At 47.1% G+C, this 16,230-nt stretch carries 13 protein-coding genes, 2 tRNA genes and 2 pseudogenes; 4 read left to right on the forward strand and 13 right to left on the reverse strand.

The genetic code is table 11. The features are described from left to right. Positions 1 to 206: 206 nt before the first annotated feature. The 6 genes and pseudogenes from OCV70_RS02825 to OCV70_RS20295 form a co-directional block, all read right to left on the reverse strand. Positions 207 to 296, reverse strand: a tRNA-Ser gene (locus tag OCV70_RS02825). 130 nt (positions 297 to 426) lie between these two features. Then, positions 427 to 512, reverse strand: a tRNA-Ser gene (locus OCV70_RS02830). A gap of 138 nt (positions 513 to 650) precedes the next feature. Next, complete coding sequence (ispD, locus tag OCV70_RS02835; protein WP_117852656.1) at positions 651 to 1,346, reverse strand: 2-C-methyl-D-erythritol 4-phosphate cytidylyltransferase; 696 nt, start codon at positions 1,344 to 1,346, stop codon at positions 651 to 653. Further along, positions 1,346 to 2,365: a tRNA (adenosine(37)-N6)-threonylcarbamoyltransferase complex transferase subunit TsaD gene (tsaD, locus tag OCV70_RS02840; protein WP_021925664.1), complete on the reverse strand. Its 1,020-nt coding sequence runs from the start codon at positions 2,363 to 2,365 to the stop codon at positions 1,346 to 1,348. The genes ispD and tsaD overlap by 1 nt, the downstream gene beginning before the upstream one ends. 3 nt (positions 2,366 to 2,368) lie before the next feature. Beyond that, a complete protein-coding gene (locus OCV70_RS02845; RefSeq protein WP_021925663.1) occupies positions 2,369 to 3,280 on the reverse strand; it encodes a ribonuclease Z in 912 nt (303 codons plus the stop codon). 207 nt (positions 3,281 to 3,487) lie between these two features. Beyond that, positions 3,488 to 3,604 (reverse strand): annotated as a pseudogene (locus OCV70_RS20295) (DUF6783 domain-containing protein); the annotation flags it as partial. Here OCV70_RS20295 and OCV70_RS20300 point away from each other — a divergent pair. Next, positions 3,581 to 3,631, forward strand: a pseudogene (locus OCV70_RS20300) (hypothetical protein); the annotation flags it as partial. The pseudogenes OCV70_RS20295 and OCV70_RS20300 sit on opposite strands and share 24 nt — an antisense overlap. Positions 3,632 to 3,695: 64 nt before the next feature. Then, positions 3,696 to 6,257 carry a YfhO family protein gene (locus tag OCV70_RS02850; RefSeq protein WP_173767638.1) on the forward strand — a complete coding sequence of 854 codons (2,562 nt, stop codon included), beginning with the start codon at positions 3,696 to 3,698 and terminating at the stop codon, positions 6,255 to 6,257. On the opposite strand, the gene rimI is transcribed toward OCV70_RS02850, so the two are convergent. The 3 genes from rimI to tsaE all read right to left on the reverse strand — a co-directional run bounded on the left by rimI (position 6,216) and on the right by tsaE (position 7,909). Further along, positions 6,216 to 6,668, reverse strand: coding sequence for a ribosomal protein S18-alanine N-acetyltransferase (gene rimI, locus OCV70_RS02855; protein ID WP_021925661.1), 453 nt, complete (start codon positions 6,666 to 6,668; stop codon positions 6,216 to 6,218). The genes OCV70_RS02850 and rimI overlap by 42 nt on opposite strands. Next, positions 6,665 to 7,411 (reverse strand): tRNA (adenosine(37)-N6)-threonylcarbamoyltransferase complex dimerization subunit type 1 TsaB, encoded by a 747-nt coding sequence (tsaB, locus tag OCV70_RS02860; RefSeq protein ID WP_021925660.1) that lies wholly within the window; start codon positions 7,409 to 7,411, stop codon positions 6,665 to 6,667. Before tsaB ends, rimI begins: the two co-directional genes overlap by 4 nt. A 66-nt stretch (positions 7,412 to 7,477) precedes the next feature. Then, the gene (gene tsaE, locus OCV70_RS02865; protein WP_021925659.1) at positions 7,478 to 7,909 is read right to left on the reverse strand and encodes a tRNA (adenosine(37)-N6)-threonylcarbamoyltransferase complex ATPase subunit type 1 TsaE; all 432 of its coding nucleotides are present in this window, start codon (positions 7,907 to 7,909) and stop codon (positions 7,478 to 7,480) included. Positions 7,910 to 8,018: 109 nt separating this feature from the next. Here tsaE and OCV70_RS02870 point away from each other — a divergent pair, with 109 nt between their 5' ends. Then, complete coding sequence (locus OCV70_RS02870; protein ID WP_173767640.1) at positions 8,019 to 8,537, forward strand: peptidylprolyl isomerase; 519 nt, start codon at positions 8,019 to 8,021, stop codon at positions 8,535 to 8,537. Positions 8,538 to 8,612: 75 nt separating this feature from the next. Here the strand turns inward: OCV70_RS02870 and OCV70_RS02875 are convergent, their stop codons facing one another. After that, on the reverse strand, positions 8,613 to 9,269 hold the full coding sequence (locus tag OCV70_RS02875; RefSeq protein ID WP_262579333.1) for a YigZ family protein: 657 nt from the start codon (positions 9,267 to 9,269) through the stop codon (positions 8,613 to 8,615). A 286-nt stretch (positions 9,270 to 9,555) separates the two neighbouring features. On the opposite strand from OCV70_RS02875, the gene OCV70_RS02880 reads away from it, so the two are divergent. After that, positions 9,556 to 12,123 carry a transglycosylase domain-containing protein gene (locus OCV70_RS02880; protein WP_173767642.1) on the forward strand — a complete coding sequence of 856 codons (2,568 nt, stop codon included), beginning with the start codon at positions 9,556 to 9,558 and terminating at the stop codon, positions 12,121 to 12,123. A gap of 167 nt (positions 12,124 to 12,290) precedes the next feature. On the opposite strand, the gene OCV70_RS02885 is transcribed toward OCV70_RS02880, so the two are convergent. The 3 genes from OCV70_RS02885 to uvrC form a co-directional block, all read right to left on the reverse strand. Continuing rightward, positions 12,291 to 13,232 carry an ROK family glucokinase gene (locus OCV70_RS02885; protein ID WP_021925654.1) on the reverse strand — a complete coding sequence of 314 codons (942 nt, stop codon included), beginning with the start codon at positions 13,230 to 13,232 and terminating at the stop codon, positions 12,291 to 12,293. 103 nt (positions 13,233 to 13,335) lie between these two features. Continuing rightward, positions 13,336 to 14,268: an HPr(Ser) kinase/phosphatase gene (hprK, locus tag OCV70_RS02890; protein ID WP_021925653.1), complete on the reverse strand. Its 933-nt coding sequence runs from the start codon at positions 14,266 to 14,268 to the stop codon at positions 13,336 to 13,338. Positions 14,269 to 14,345: 77 nt separating this feature from the next. Next, positions 14,346 to 16,199 (reverse strand): excinuclease ABC subunit UvrC, encoded by a 1,854-nt coding sequence (gene uvrC / locus OCV70_RS02895; protein ID WP_021925652.1) that lies wholly within the window; start codon positions 16,197 to 16,199, stop codon positions 14,346 to 14,348. Between the last annotated feature and the right edge of the window lie 31 nt (positions 16,200 to 16,230).

The following is a 16,230-nucleotide window of genomic DNA, read 5'->3' on the forward strand; positions in this document are numbered from 1 at the left end:
CTTAGTTATCTCTCGTCATTACTGTTCTAAAAAGTTCATTCTCTTCGAATGATGTTTGTAAAAGAAATTTTCGAGAATCGTATGTGTTTCACTGTTTAGTTATCAAGGTTATTTGCTGTTGTTTTCAAAACAGCTTGTTCATATTATCATATGTTCAAATGTTTGTCAACAACTTTTTTAAATTTCTTTTTCAAAGAAATTTAAAGCGGAGAAGGAGGGATTTGAACCCTCGCGCCGCTATTAACGACCTACTCCCTTTCCAGGGGAGCCCCTTCGGCCAGCTTGGGTACTTCTCCAAATTGTCCTACTTACTAAGTAGTTCTCTGTGTTGTTGTTTGCTCTCTTACGAAAGCTTGTTTAGTATAACCGATGTTTCTTAATTTGTCAAGAACTTTTTTTAATTATTTTTTCAAAGTTCTTAACAAGCGGAGAGAGTGGGATTCGAACCCACGCGCCCTTGCGGACAAACGGTTTTCAAGACCGCCTCGTTATGACCACTTCGATATCTCTCCATAAATGATCAAATAAAACCGTTTCGCACATCAGGAGTTGTCCTTCACTCAAGAGGTTGTCTCTGTCAGTGCAAAACGTATTTTATCATCAAATCCTTTTGGTGTCAACAAGATTTTTTATTTTTTTCAAAAATTCGTTCAATATCGCAAAAAAGCCTCCGCAACCGCCAGATCTTCCGGGGTTGTGATCTTAATATTCTGATAAGATCCCTCCACCAGAAGGATCTTCGTTCCCGTCTCCTGCTCTACTACCATGGCGTCATCTGTCACATTACTCATGTCTTTCTTACGGATGCTTTCATAGGCTCCGCGAATCAGATCATAAGAAAATATCTGAGGAGTCTGAATATTCCATACAATTTTGCGGTCCGGGGTCTCTTTAATATAGCCTGACGGATCTGCAAGCTTCACGGTATCCTTGGATGGCATGCCCATAACGCACGCATTTGTCCTTTTCACAGCCTCATAGCCTCTCTGGATCATCTCCTCTGTGACAAAGGGTCTGGCTCCATCATGAATATACACATAATCGGTATCCTGACAGCACAAAAGTCCCGCATACACGGAATCATAGCGCTCTTTTCCGCCTGCAGTCACTTTGCAAACCTTGGTAAAGCCATATTTCTCCACAATTTCACTCTGGCAATAGGAAATCATATCTTCTCCCGTCACCAGAATTATATCCTGGATCAGCGGGCTCTTCTGAAAACACTCCATAGAATAATACAGAATGGGTTTCCCTCCTATTTCCAGAAACTGTTTCTGTATTTTGCTGTGCATTCTTTTGCCCTGTCCTGCTGCCAGAACAATGGCTGTACATCTGCCCTGCTCCATTATCTTTCTCCCAGCTTCAGATTTGGAACCGCATTCAGATCCCAGCCGTGACGGGTTCCTTTTATATACTCATAGTAAGCCGCAACGCCGATCATTGCCGCATTGTCTGTACAGAAGATCGGGGACGGACGGTAGAATTTGTATCCTCTTTTTTCACATGCTCTGGTCATAGCCTCACGAAGGGCACCGTTGGATGCAACGCCGCCTGCAATGGCAATTTTATCCATATGATAGTCCTTGGCTGCAAGCATGGTATGCTCCACCAGTACGTCTACCACAGATTTCTGGAAGGAAGCGGCAAGATCTGCGCGGTTGATCTCCTCCCCTTTCATCTGGGCATTGTTGATATAGTTCAAAACTGCAGACTTCACGCCGCTGAAGCTGAAATCGTATGGGCAGTCCCCCAGCTTTCCTTTTGGGAAAACAATGGCATCCGGATTTCCCTCACGGGCCAGTTTATCCACCTTAGGTCCTCCCGGATAACCAAGTCCAATGGCACGGGCAACCTTGTCAAAGGCCTCTCCCGCTGCATCATCCCTGGTGCGTCCCAGAATCTCAAACTCGCCGTAGTCCTTTACGATTACAAGATGGGTATGTCCGCCAGATACGATCAGGCACAGAAACGGCGGTTCCAGGTCAGGATGCTCAATATAGTTGGCGGAAACGTGTCCCTCGATGTGATGAACGCCTACAAGGGGAAGCTTCTTTGCATATGCAATTGCCTTGGCCTCTGCTACGCCTACAAGAAGGGCACCTACAAGTCCGGGACCGTAGGTAACACCGATTGCATCCAGATCATCCAGGGTGACACCCGCCTCTTTCAGTGCCTCCTTGATCACCTGGTTTATTTTCTCAATATGCTTGCGTGACGCGATTTCCGGCACAACGCCTCCATATAAGGTATGAAGTGCGATCTGGGAAGAGATCACGTTTGATAAAATGGTCCTGCCGTTTTTTACTACGGAAGCTGCAGTTTCGTCACAGGAGCTCTCTATTGCAAGAATTAATGTATCTTTCATTCTTTAATCCTCTTCAAAATTTAATTCCATTGTTTTTCCATCTTTGCCTGGATAAGCATTGGGGAAAATTCCTCTTACCATATCCATATATTCATCCGGGCGGATCAGTGACGGGCTGTAATGGGTCAGCCACATTTCCTTCACTCCGGCGTCTCTTGCAAGGGCGGCAGCCTCGCGGAAGGTCATATGCTTATAACCCTTTGCCTTCTCCAGCTTGTCATCCTCCCCGTACATTCCCTCGCAGATAAAAAGATCAGAACCCGGGGCATGCTTCACAATGGATTCTGTTGGGCGGGTATCTGTGGTGTAAGTAACCTTCAGGCCTTTTCTAGCAGGTCCTAACACCATATCCGGTGTGTATGTCACGCCGTCTGCCTCGATTACATTTCCCTTCTGCAGCGGATTCCAGTATTCCAGAGGAATTCCCTGCTCACGGGCACGCTCCGGGGAAAATTTCCCCTGACGAAGAATCTCCAGAGTATATCCGTAGCAAAGTACATTGTGGTTTACGCGAAATGCCGTGATCCGGTAGCCATTAATCTCAAAAACCTGTTCCGGACCGTTGATCTCAATAAATTTCAGTTCAAAAGGAAGCTCAGGCGCGATCACCCGAAGAGCATTTACCACTCTCTCAAGGCCTTTCGGGCCAATCAAAGTCAATGGCTCTGTGCGCTCCGCATTTCCCATTGTAAGAAGAAGTCCCGGAAGGCCGCTGATGTGGTCGCCGTGAAAATGGGTGAAGCAGATCACGTCAATGGGCTTGAAGCTCCAGCCTTTTTCCTTAATGGCAACCTGGGTTCCCTCACCGCAGTCAATGAGAAGACTGCTTCCTTTATACCGGGTCATCAGGGCAGTCAGCCACCTTCTTGGAAGTGGCATCATTCCTCCGGTTCCAACCAGACAAACATCTAACATATATTAAAATATCCTCTTTTCATTTAACATTCTCTGGGAAAGTTTAACACAAGCGGTTTGCTAAAACAAGTGGCTGGACTTGTGAATCGGGAAAATATTCAGAAATTCTTCAGATTTTCCCGCCTTTTCTCTTAAGCTTTTCCCTGTAAAATCAGGCACTGTAACTTGACAAACGGCATACAATGTGTTTTGATATCAAAATTACAGTTAACAACCTGCCACAACAGCTTTAGAGCGTATTTGAAAAAGGCTTTCTGCAAGATGTGCGTCACAATTTGTGGGAGATTTTGCCCGGATGAGGGCGTCGTAGCGGGCTACGTAGGCCGAATTCGGGTGAAATATACCGCAAAGTGGGGCGTGCAGATTGCAGGAATGATTTTTCAAACACGCTCTAGGACTCAAGAAAGGACTTACTATGATTTTCTGCAGCAGACCTCAAAAATTCACCCGGAGAAATTTTGTTATTTTATTGCTTCTTCTATCTGCGGGAAGCTTTCTCATCTGGAGACTGATTCCGGAGGGATCCTGGTTTGGTTCCCAGACAGACTGGTACTCCCAGCATATGACCATTGCGGATTATATGAGAAAAAATTTCTATGCTACCGGACAGCTTTTTCCAGATTTCACAGGGCTCGGCGGAGGAACCAACTTCTTTTCCCTGTCCTATTACGGTTTCATGCGGCCGGATGTGCTGATTTCCTACCTTTTCCCAGGTATTGCAATGGCCTATTTCATTCAGGGATACGCCATACTGGAAATTCTTTTGGGCGGAGGACTTATTTATTACTGGCTTCACAGAAAGGGATTTTCTGATTTTACCAGCTTTGCATGCGGATTTTTTTATCTCACTGCAAACTGCTTTTTCCAGGCGCACAGACAGATCATGTTTGTAAATTATATGCCATTTCTGATCCTGGCCTTTTTGTTTCTGGATCAGATCCTGGATGTGCGAAAAGCCGCAAAATACCGTTTTCGTCCCCATGTAGGGCTGGTGATTTCCCTGTTTTTCTGCATTTTGCACAGCTTTTATTTTTTCCCGTCCTGCTTTACGGCGTGCATTCTTTACATATTTCATCTGCTGCCGGATTTCCTCCAGAATGCAGAGGAAACCATCCGTAAAAAAATAAAGCATAAAATCTGGTGGAACTATATTCTCGACGTGTCCATTGCGGTATCCATGAACATGTTTCTCCTTCTGCCAACCGGACTTGCTATTTTGGGGAACAAAAAAGACACTGGAAACAGCACCTCCCTTTTAAAGATCCTGGGTGTGAACCCAACCCTTGACAGCATCCTTTACAGTCCTTACGGCTGCGGCCTTACGGTAATCTGCCTCTATGCCCTGTTTCTCTGTATCCGGGAAAAAAGGACCCGCAAGCTTGCCATTGCTATTTTTGCACTGCTGTTTTTTGACATTTTTTACTGGATCTTAAATGCAACTTTATACGTGCGGCCCAAAAGCCTGATTCCTTTCCTTCCCCTGATCCTGTATCTCACAGCCCAGGCGCTGGAAGGCCTTCATTTGAAAAAAATACGCCACAGCCTGCCCCTGACGCTGCTTTGTGCCATTCCGGTGATCGTGCAGCTTGTTTTCCTGCTTCGCAATGACCAGGTGCGTCACCTTACTATGGCTGACCTGATTTTGCTTCTTTTGGTGGTGACGATTTCCCTTTTCCTGGAAAAGAAGGAGTTTTCTCTTCCATGCAGGCCGCTTTTTGCAAACATCTGCGGACTGGTTCTTCTTTGCGCGGTCCCGGCTATGCTTTATCTTGCCAAGGGTCAGGAAGAACGGTACGCCTCCCGCTCTGATGAATCCAGGGATTATTTTTCCCAGGAGGATCTGGAAGGTTACTGTGAAAATACGCAGTCACGTTTTGACATTATTGAGCATCCTTCCAACAATACCAATTATGTGATCACCGGAGATCAGAACAAGAGTACCCTGTATTCTTCTATTACCAACAGTACCTACAACAATCTGATTTATGACATTCTGAAAATGCCCATCAGCATCCGCAACCGTGTGGCAATGACTGCCGATGAAAATCCTTTCCAGGAATACCTGATGGGCGTGCGCTACATTCAGACCAAGGCAGATAAGGTTCCTGCCGGATACACGGTGCTTCAGGAAAAAGCGGGACATGTGCTTGCGGAAAATGAAAATGTTCTGCCCTTTGCCTATGGAAGCACGGCGCTGATGACAGAGGACGATTACGACCAGCTTTCCTACCCGGAAAACCTGGATACCCTTGCAAACCGTACGATTGTTTCTGGTGCCAGTGATGATACGGCATTAAAATCCACGCCCTATGTTTCCCAGATGAAGAACTACACGCTTCCCGGAGATTTCTTCTCCAGGGAAACTTCCAAAAAGAACATCACAGTGGAGAAAAAGCTGCCCGAAACGCTGACAGCTTCCACTATTTTGCTGATTTCCTTTGATGTAGAATACGACGGGGAACGGGACGTTTCTATTATTATTGATGGCGTCCGCAACCGGCTTTCCGGTTCCCTGGCTCCTTATCCAAACAACAATCATACCTTCAGATATATGTTATCCAGTGACCAGGATCGGGATTCCCTGGAAATCACATTTTCCAAGGGGGATTATGAAATAAAAAATGTTTCCGCTTACACCATTCCTTTGTCTGCCCTTTCCCATCCGGGAGTGGTAACGGTTCAGGAACATGACACCGCCGGAAAACAGATTGTAAACAGCACCATTACCATGCCGGAGGATGGCTATTTCGTTACCTCCTATACCTATTCTAATGGCTATAAAGCTTATGTGGACGGCACTGAAGTGACCCCGGTTCAGGTTAACAAAGCCTTCGTTGGATTTCCTTTACAAAAAGGGGCACATGAAATCGTACTTGAATTCCATGCGCCCGGTAAGTCCCTTGGTCTTATATTCAGCTGTCTTGCAGCCTTGTTCTTAATTTTGTGGAACCTTCTGTGCCTGCCTCGTCATAAGTAAAGCATCTTCCACGGGATCCGTATAATATTTTTTGCGGATCCCGTCTCTTGTAAATCCTATTCTTTCGTAAAGACGGATTGCCGTCCTGTTTCCAACACGAACCTCAAGATGGATGGTGGTAATCCCCTGCTGTTCCGCAAGGCGGATCAGGCTGTCCATGAGAAAATGCCCAATTCCCTCTCTCTGTCTGTCCGGACGCACTGCCACATTGGTAATGTCCCCTTCATCCAGAACCATAAGAAGCCCGCAGTAAGCCAGGATTTCCCCTTTCTCTTCCACAACCAGGAACATGGCGTCCTTACGTGTGAGATAGGTAAAAAATCCCTCCTTGGTCCAGGGCGGTGAAAAAAGCTCTATCTCGATCTTCATTACCTGTTCCAGGTCATCCACCAGCATTTCCCGAAGGATCATGGCTGCACCTCGTTCTTTGCAGCCTCGCCTGCTGCTTCCTGCTCCTTCAGCTTCTGCGCACGTTCCCGTTCAGCCTGGGAAACCCTTAAATATTCCGGCACATGCTCCATGGCCGTTACCACCTTGCCCTCTTTCGCGTAGAGTGCGCCAAGAGCTGCGACTGCTGCGGCTCTCTGCTTGTTCACATGTGCAGGTGCGAAGGAATAGGGCACCTTCAGATTCTCCTGGATCATTTTCGCAAAAACAGGAACACCGTCTCCAAGGAAGATTACCTCTTCCCCTCTCTCATTCAGCTTGTCGATCATTTCCATCATAGGCACTGCCATCTGTGCTTCCACCGTCACCAGCTTATGGTCCTCAAAACGGTAGATTCCCGTATAAACCTGGCTTCTTCTTGCATCCATGATCGGGCAGATCAAAGCCTTCGCATCATATAAATTGTACGCCAGAGCGTCCACTGTGGGGATCTCCACAAGAGGCTTCTTCAACGCAAGACCAAGTCCCTTGGCTGTGGCAGATCCGATACGAAGTCCGGTGAAGGAGCCCGGTCCTGCTGCCACTGCGATAGCATCAATGGTGTCCATGTCCAGTTCTGTCATCTTCGCCAGCTCATCCAGCATGGGAAGAAGTGTCTGGGAATGTGTCTTTTTGTAATTCACTGTATATTCGGCGATCAGGTTGTCCTCCTCCACTATGGCTACGGAAGCGACGATTCCTGAGCTGTCTAATCCTAAAATCTTCATATTTTCTCCTTGTCTGCCCCGCTTTTGGCTTTTTTCTCTGAAGCCGGAAGTCTTGTCCGGGGACTTTTATTCCGGAAGTCCGGTTACCGTGATCTTACGGTAGTCGAAACCTCTCTCCAGATTTTTCTCAATGGTGATCTCAATGATGTGTTCCGGCAGGATCTCCTCGATCAGGTTCGCCCACTCGATGAGGCAGATTCCGTTTCCGTAGAAGTAATCATCGTAGCCGATTTCCTCCATCTCTTCAATGTCCCCGATCCGGTATACATCAAAGTGGTAAAAGGGCATGCGCCCTGTCTCATATTCCTGAATAATGGTAAAGGTAGGACTGTTCACAGGCTCTGTGATGCCAAGCCCTGCTGCCACTCCCTGGGTGAAAACCGTCTTGCCTACCCCTAAATCTCCAACCAGGGTATATACCTGACCGGGAAGGGCATTTTCCCCGATCCATTTTCCAAATGAAAAGGTCTCCTCGGGGCTGAATGTTTCTTTTATCATAGCTTTGTAAAGCTCCTTTTTAACCGTTTTTCCTTGCAGAATTGTTCTTTGCATATTATAATAGAACGAATAACGAAATACAATACTTTTTGAAAAAGGAGATTAAACTATGGCAAATCCAGTTGTTACCATCACCATGGAGAATGGCGATGTGATGAAAGCAGAATTATATCCGGAAATCGCACCGAATACTGTAAATAACTTTATCAGCCTTGTGAAGAGGGGCTTTTATGACGGACTGATCTTCCACCGCGTTATCTGCGGATTTATGATCCAGGGTGGATGCCCGGACGGAACCGGAATGGGCGGCCCGGGATACAGCATTAAGGGTGAGTTCGCACAGAACGGCGTGAAGAATGACTTAAGACATACTGAGGGCGTTCTTTCCATGGCAAGAGCCATGCATCCGGATTCAGCAGGAAGCCAGTTCTTCATCATGCACAAGAATGCTCCGCATCTTGACGGCGCATACGCTGCTTTCGGCAAAGTGATCGAGGGAATGGATGTTGTGAACAAGATTGCCGAGACCGATACCGACTACAGCGACAGACCTCTTGACGAACAGAAGATCAAATCCATGACAGTGGATACCTTCGACGTAGATTATCCGGAACCAGAGAAATGCTGATCATAAATCACATATGAGTGCACAAATGCTCAGGGAAATTCGCAGCTGCCGAATATTCCCTGAGCATTTTTATTTTTAATGGTCAAATACTATAATCTCGCCGTCCACATCCGCAAAATACAGCTCTTTTTCCTTCTCCATCTTCACTCTTCCGCTGGTGGCTTCTGTGATGGTTTTCTCAATTCTTCCTGCCTGGTCATTTGGCACAAGAAGGTGCATAATCACTCTGTCCGTATATTCTGTGTCAAGAATGGGCAGCTGATTTTCCCCGGCAATGTACTGCAGCTTGCCGATGGCTGTATAATCCGCTGTAAGCGCCAGGGAAATGCCGTGATGCTTCTCAATTACCTTGCTTGCCCCAAGGCCTGCCTGCACGGCTCCGGAATAAGCCCTCACAAGGCCGCCTGTGCCAAGAAGCACGTCTCCGAAGTATCTGGTGACAACCACGGCTACATTGTAGATGTCCTCTCCGAGAATCACATCCAGCATAGGCCTGCCTGCAGTTCCTGAGGGCTCGCCGTCATCGCTACATCTTGTAAATTCCCGGTGTTCCCCGATGGAATAGGCGTAACAGTTATGTCTGGCGTCCCAGTATTTCTTCTTCATTTCTTCTATAAAAGCAAGAGCGTCCTCTTCTTTTTCTACCAGACGGACAGTGGCAATAAAACGGGATTTCTTCTCTGTGATCTCTCCCTCACCGCTAGCATAGATGGTCTTATAATTTTCCAGCATACCGGAACCTCCAAGCTTGTTTCTCCACAGATGTCCATTTCCTGCCTGGACATCCATTTTCCTATAGTTTAACATGAATTCTCCCTGGTTTCCACCCCAGGAAAATGCATTTTTCGAAAGAGCAGCCCACCATCTGCTATAATAAAGCATAGAAATTCTTTTTTCTGGAAAAAATGCCTTAAGATGGGAACGGATTTGGTAAAGAGTTCACAGAAATATTCGATTTTAGGGTTTATTTACGAATTGAGATTTGATATAATAGAACGGATTATAAAGGAGGTTTATCATGAACTACGGAAAAAAATCGGCCTCTAAGAAGCGGAATTCTCTTATTTCCCGCTCGTCCATGATGGGGAAAAGAGCTCATGTTTCGTTTATCAGAGTCCTTTTCATCGGTCTGATTGCCCTTTGCGTCGGGGTATCCAGTCTTGGAATCGGTTCCATCCGCGGAATCCTTGCCAATACACCGGATGTAGATGAAGTGGACATCATGCCCCTTGGCTATGCTACTTTCCTCTACGACTGCAATGGAAACCAGATCCGTAAGCTGGCAGCACCTAATGCCAACCGTCTTCCGGTATCCATCGACCAGATTCCCGAGGATCTGCAGCATGCAGTCGTTGCCATTGAGGATGAGCGTTTTTACGAGCATAACGGAATCGATGTGAGAGGTATTCTCCGTGCCGGTGTGAAAGCACTTACCAGCGGAGGCTTTTCAGAGGGTGCAAGTACCATTACCCAGCAGCTTCTGAAGAACAATGTCTTCACCAACTGGACCAACGAGTCCACCCAAGTTGAAAGATTTACGCGTAAGCTTCAGGAGCAGTACCTTGCCATTGAGATTGAGAAGAAGATCAATGATAAAAATGTAATCCTTGAGAATTACCTGAATACCATCAACCTTGGTGCAGGCGCTTACGGTGTGCAGGCAGCAGCCCGCCAGTATTTCAATAAGGATGTATGGGATCTGAACCTTTCTGAGTGTGCTACCATCGCAGGTATCACCCAGGCTCCTACCAAATACAATCCCATTGAGAACCCGAAAGAGAATGCCAAGAGACGTAAGGAAGTTCTGGATCACATGCTGGATCAGGGATATATCACCCAGGAGCAGTATGACGAAGCCATTAATGATGATGTCTATACCCGCATTCAGGAAGCACAGGCTTACAATACACAGTCTCAAAGCAAGACTTACTCCTATTTCGAGGATGAGCTTACCCAGCAGGTTGTCAATGACCTGATGAATATCAAGGGATATACCAAGACCCAGGCACAGAACCTTCTGTACAGCGGCGGTCTGAAGATCATGACCACCCAGGATCCTGACATTCAGAATATTCTGGATGAAGAATACGCAGATCCGTCCAACTATCCGGATTATGTGCAGTATTCCCTGGAATATGCCCTTACTGTGAAGAAGCCTGACGGCACAGAGGTCAACTACAGCAAGGAAATGCTGAAGCTCTACTTCCAGAACGAGGATTCATCCTTTGACCTTTTGTTTGACTCTCAGGATGAGGCACAGACCTATGTAGACCGTTACAAAGCGGATATCCTTTCTGACGGAAGCACAGTTGTGGCAGAGCGTGTGAATTTCATACCTCAGCCGCAGTCAGCAATGACTGTCATTGACCAGCATACCGGATATGTGAAAGCGATCATCGGAGGACGCGGTGAGAAGACAGCCAGCCTGACGCTGAACCGTGCTACAGACAGTACCCGTCAGCCTGGATCTACTTTCAAGATCGTATCCACTTATGCACCTGCTCTGAATGAGAAGGGCATGACTCTGGCTACCACTTATGAGGATGAGCCTATCACTTATGAAAATGGCGCTCCGGTCAACAACGCCAGCGGTTCCTTCAATGGTACCACTACCATTCGCACCGCGATCCGTAATTCTGTCAATACCGTTGCAGTCCAGTGTTTCGAGGATGTTACCCCGGAGCTTGGTCTGAAATATCTGGATAACTTTGGTTTCACCACTCTTGCCCATGGCACAGAGGCTGACACAGATGCCAACGGCAATGTGTTTACAGATGCCAACCTTCCTACAGCACTTGGCGGTCTGACCTACGGTGTTACCAACGTAGAGCTTTGTGCAGCATATGCAGCCATTGCAAATAACGGCAATTATATCAAGCCGGTTTACTACACCAAGATCCTTGACCACAATGGAAACGTACTCATTGAGAACAATTCAGCAGGACGTTCCGTAATCAAGGAGACCACTGCTTATCTTCTTACCAGTGCTATGGAGGACGTTGTACAGAACGGTACCGGTACTGCATGCCAGCTTGACAATATGGCAATTGCAGGTAAGACAGGTACTACAGAGGATTACAATGACCTTTGGTTCGTAGGCTACACCCCATATTACACCTGTGCAGTATGGTCCGGTTACGACGGCAACCAGAAGATGCCGGAAGGTGATGCCCGCAACTTCCACAAGACCCTGTGGCGCAAGGTTATGAACCGTATCCATCAGGGAATGGAATACAAGGAATTCGAACAGCCAGCCGGTATTGAGCAGATCAGCATCTGTTCTGAGACAGGACTTCTTCCAAGAGCCGGCTGCCCGGTTACAGAGGAATATTTCGATGTGGGAACCATGCCAACCGATTACTGTGATCAGCACTTCTATGATTATGATGAAGATGAAGAAGAAATGGAGATTTTTGACGAACAGCTCACTCCAACTCCTGATCCGGAGAACCCGGACGGTACCACTGAGAATCCGGATGACGGAGTAATCGATGTTCCGGATGACGGAAGCGGCGACGGCGGTGATAACGGCGGTGAAGATGCCGGAGCTGATAACGGTGATGATAATATTTACTATTACGATTAAGCAGAATGTCAGATCAAAACTTTTATATTTGAAATCTTAAATGCAAAATAAAATGCCCAGCGAGGAAATGTTCAGATGAACAGATCTTCGCCGGGCGTTTTTTATGTATTACATGTACAGTTAAAAGTGAGCAGCCAAATGCTTCGCACCTGCTGATTTTTGGAGCATCAGTCCTTGATCACCATACGTGCTGCACCGTAGATACCAGCATCATTTCCAAGGCTTGCAAGAATGATCGGTGTGCTCTTGCAGGACGGGAATGCATATTTCTGATAGTATTTCTGGATGCAGTCTGTAAGAGCTTTACCAGCCTTGGATACACCGCCGCCGATTACGATGGCCTCCGGGTCCGTTACGCAGGCAAACATAGCAAGTGTGCTTCCCAGAATATCTCCAACCTTCTCCATTGTCTTAACAGCCAGTGCATCTCCTTCTTTGTAGAAGTCAAGCACGTTCTTTGCGGAAAGCTTCTCCACATGACGCATTTTGCTGTCTTCCTGGCTCTCCTCCAGAATGTCATTGGCTACGCGTACAATACCGGTAGCGGACGCATACTGCTCCAGACATCCGTGATTGCCGCAGTTGCATGGACGAACCTCGTTATGATTTACACATGCATGTCCAATCTCACCGCCGGCACCATGATGGCCTGCAATAATCTTGCTGTCAATGATGATACCGCCTCCAACACCGGTTCCAAGAGTTACCATGATCACATTCTTAGAGCCTTCTGCAGCACCCTTCCATGCCTCTCCAAGAGCTGCAATATTAGCGTCATTAGCTGCCTTTGCAGGAAGTCCTGTCAGTGCGCTTAATTCGCTTGCAACGGCCTTAAAGCCCCAGTGAAGGTTTACTGCCATAGGAACCTCTCCATTCTCATTGACAGGTCCTGGAATGCCGATACCTACACCATCTACATTATCCTTGGTAATTCCTCGCTCATCCAGCTTTACCTTAATTGCGTCTGCAACATCCGGAAGAATCGAAGAACCGTTATTCTCCAATCTGGTAGGGATCTCCCACTGCTCAACCAGAGTTCCATTGGTCAGGAATAATCCGCATTTTACGGAAGTTCCGCCCACATCAATTCCAAAACAATACATACCCATTGTAAATTTCCATCCTTTCTAACTCTATGCAATTAACTGCCCGAAAAAAGCGCCGCAGGCTTCCTGGTTCCCTCTCCCTGCCGGGAAAGTCCCTGTATAAAGCTTACTCCTCACGCTTTCTGGCAATATTTGCCTGAACACGCTTGTACAGCTCCTCAGCTGCATTGTAGCCCATCTTCTTCTGTCTGTGGTTGACTGCCGCAGACTCAACGATAACCGCCAGATTACGTCCCGGACGAATAGGAAGGGAATGACACACGATCTTATTTCCAAGATACTCTGTATATTCCTCGTGAAGTCCCAGACGGTCATATTCCTTGTCGCGGTCCCACTCCTCAAGCTTGATGACCAGGTCAACAGACTGGGTATCCTTAACGCTCTCAACACCGAACAGGGTCTTCACATCAATGATGCCGATACCGCGAAGCTCAATAAAATGACGAGTGATATCCGGTGCGGAACCAACCAGTGTTACATCGCTTACCTTGCGCAGCTCTACCACGTCATCACTTACAAGACGGTGACCACGCTTGATCAGCTCAAGGGCTGCCTCGCTCTTGCCGATTCCGCTCTCGCCTGTAATAAGGACACCCTCACCATAAACATCCACAAGCACACCGTGAATGGAAATGCAGGGAGCCAGCTGAACGCCAAGCCAACGGATGATCTCCGCCATAAGGCTGGATGTGGTTCTCTCTGTAACGAAGGTCGGTACATTGTACTTATAGGCAAGATCGATCATATCCTGGGACGGTCTTGTCATGGTGCTGAAGATTACGCAGGGAATCTTGCTGGAGATAAAACGCTCGTACTTAAATGCCCGCTCCTCATCACTTAACTGCATCAGATAAGTATACTCTACATATCCGATGATCTGAACACGCTCGTTTGCAAAATGCTCCAGGTATCCTGTAAGCTGCAAAGCCGGACGATTTATTTCTGCTGTCTTCACATAAATTTCTGTAAGGTCAATATCAGGCGTCAGGTTGGTCAGATTCAGTTCCTGCGCCAGCTTGGTAAGCTGTACACCTTTCATGCTTTTATCTCCTTTTTATTTGATGTTTTGACGGAAAACCGCACTCTTTTTTATTATACACAATTCTTCTTATAACTTCAATGTTGAATCTTGTGAAAAAATGTATATACAGATTCTGCACTTTGCATATTCATGGATTCTGTCTGGCTTAATTCTTCCACGGAAGCATCCCGGATATTCTCAATAGAGCGGAACCTGCGCATCAGGGCCTTGCGCCTTGTTTCCCCGATTCCAGGGATATCATCCAGAACAGAGTGCACCTGCTCCTTGCTTCTGAGGGAGCGGTGATATTCGATGGCAAAACGATGAGCTTCATCCTGAATCCTTGTGACCAGATGAAAGCCCTCACTGGATGTGTCGATGGGAATCTCCACATTGTTGAAATACACCCCTCTTGTGCGGTGGTTGTCATCCTTTACCATGCCGCATACCGGAATGTCAATTCCAAGCTCGCCAAGAACCTTCAGGGCAATGTTTACCTGGCCCCGGCCTCCATCCATCAGGATCAGGTCCGGAAATCTGGAAAAGCTGTCGAATTCCCCCTTGGATTCATGGGTAAAACGCCTTGTAAGCACCTCTTCCATGCTTGCGTAATCATTTGGTCCCTGCACCCATTTGATCTTGAATTTGCGGTAATCACTGCGCTTGGGCTTGCCTTTTTCATAAACCACCATGGAGCCTACTGATTCAAATCCGCTGATATTGGAAATGTCGTAGGCTTCCATACGCACAAGGTTCTTCAGTCCAAGCCATCCCTCAATTTCCTTAACTGCACCGATGGTACGGCCTTCCTCTCTTTTGATCCGCTCTCTGTCCTTGGAAAGAACCATCCAGGCATTTTCTTTGGCCAGCTCTACCAGCTTCTCCTTGGTGCCTTTCTTTGGCACCCGGATATGAACACGCTGCTTTCTTCGGGAGGACAGCCAGTCCTCAATAATATCCGCATCTTCGATTTCTTTCTGCAGCATGATTTCCGCAGGAATAAATGGGGTACCCGCATAAAACTGCTTCAGGAAACTGGACAGCACCTGTTCCTTGGTATCTCCTCTTGCAACCCGCAAAAAGAAATGGTCTCTTCCGATCAGCTTGCCGCCGCGCATGAAAAATACCTGCACCACTGCGTCCTGCTCCCGCAGATCCTCGCTTTCGTCCATGGCCACTGCAATAATGTCCCTGTCCTCTTCCCCGTAGGTGGTGATCTTCTGCCGCTCTCCAATCCGTTTGATGCTGTTGATCAGGTCACGGTATCCAGCTGCGTCCTCAAAGCGCATATCCTCTGAGGCTGCCATCATTTTCTCCGTCAGCTGGTCAATGGTTTCCTGGAAATTTCCGTTGAGAAAGTGGAGCACCTGAGCAATGTTTTTCTTATATTCTTCCTCGCTTACATTTCCCTGGCAGGGGGCTGTGCACTGCTTCATGTGATAATACAGGCAGGGGCGGTCTTTGCCGCAGTCTCTTGGCAGCGTGCGGTTGCAGGAACGGACCATGTAAATCTTCCGCACCAGCTCAATGACATCTTTGACTGCGGTGGAACTTGTGTAGGGACCGAAATATTTCGCCTTGTCCTTTTTCATAGTTCTGGAAAAAAGAACTCTGGGGTAGGGTTCATTTACAGTTACTTTGATAAAGGGGTAGGTTTTGTCATCCTTTAGCATGGTATTGTATTTTGGACGGTGCTCCTTGATCAGGTTGCACTCCAGCACCAGTGCTTCTAACTCGGAATCGGTGACAATATATTCAAACCTTGTGATGTGGGTGACCATCTGCTCAATTTTGGCACCTTTGTTGCGGCTGCTCTGGAAATACTGGCGGACGCGGTTCTTCAGGCTGACAGCCTTGCCTACATAAATAATCTCGTCCTTCTCCCCGTGCATAATGTAAACTCCCGGCTTACCGGGAAGCTTTTTTAATTCTTCTTCGATCAGGAACATACTATTTCTCCTTCTGAAAAGAACCGGGAAT

The organism is Blautia acetigignens, assembly GCF_025566865.1.
GTDB lineage: Bacteria > Bacillota > Clostridia > Lachnospirales > Lachnospiraceae > Blautia_A > Blautia_A acetigignens.

Excerpts from the sequence above, each read along its gene's own strand:
- ispD (WP_117852656.1), bottom strand. The coding sequence starts at position 1,346 with ATGGAGCAGGGCAGATGTACAGCCATTGTTCTGGCAGCAGGACAGGGC.
- tsaD (WP_021925664.1), bottom strand. The coding sequence starts at position 2,365 with ATGAAAGATACATTAATTCTTGCAATAGAGAGCTCCTGTGACGAAACT.
- OCV70_RS02845 (WP_021925663.1), bottom strand. The coding sequence starts at position 3,280 with ATGTTAGATGTTTGTCTGGTTGGAACCGGAGGAATGATGCCACTTCCA.
- OCV70_RS02850 (WP_173767638.1), top strand. The coding sequence starts at position 3,696 with ATGATTTTCTGCAGCAGACCTCAAAAATTCACCCGGAGAAATTTTGTT.
- rimI (WP_021925661.1), bottom strand. The coding sequence starts at position 6,668 with ATGATCCTTCGGGAAATGCTGGTGGATGACCTGGAACAGGTAATGAAG.
- tsaB (WP_021925660.1), bottom strand. The coding sequence starts at position 7,411 with ATGAAGATTTTAGGATTAGACAGCTCAGGAATCGTCGCTTCCGTAGCC.
- tsaE (WP_021925659.1), bottom strand. The coding sequence starts at position 7,909 with ATGATAAAAGAAACATTCAGCCCCGAGGAGACCTTTTCATTTGGAAAA.
- OCV70_RS02870 (WP_173767640.1), top strand. The coding sequence starts at position 8,019 with ATGGCAAATCCAGTTGTTACCATCACCATGGAGAATGGCGATGTGATG.
- OCV70_RS02875 (WP_262579333.1), bottom strand. The coding sequence starts at position 9,269 with ATGCTGGAAAATTATAAGACCATCTATGCTAGCGGTGAGGGAGAGATC.
- OCV70_RS02880 (WP_173767642.1), top strand. The coding sequence starts at position 9,556 with ATGAACTACGGAAAAAAATCGGCCTCTAAGAAGCGGAATTCTCTTATT.
- OCV70_RS02885 (WP_021925654.1), bottom strand. The coding sequence starts at position 13,232 with ATGGGTATGTATTGTTTTGGAATTGATGTGGGCGGAACTTCCGTAAAA.
- hprK (WP_021925653.1), bottom strand. The coding sequence starts at position 14,268 with ATGAAAGGTGTACAGCTTACCAAGCTGGCGCAGGAACTGAATCTGACC.
- uvrC (WP_021925652.1), bottom strand. The coding sequence starts at position 16,199 with ATGTTCCTGATCGAAGAAGAATTAAAAAAGCTTCCCGGTAAGCCGGGA.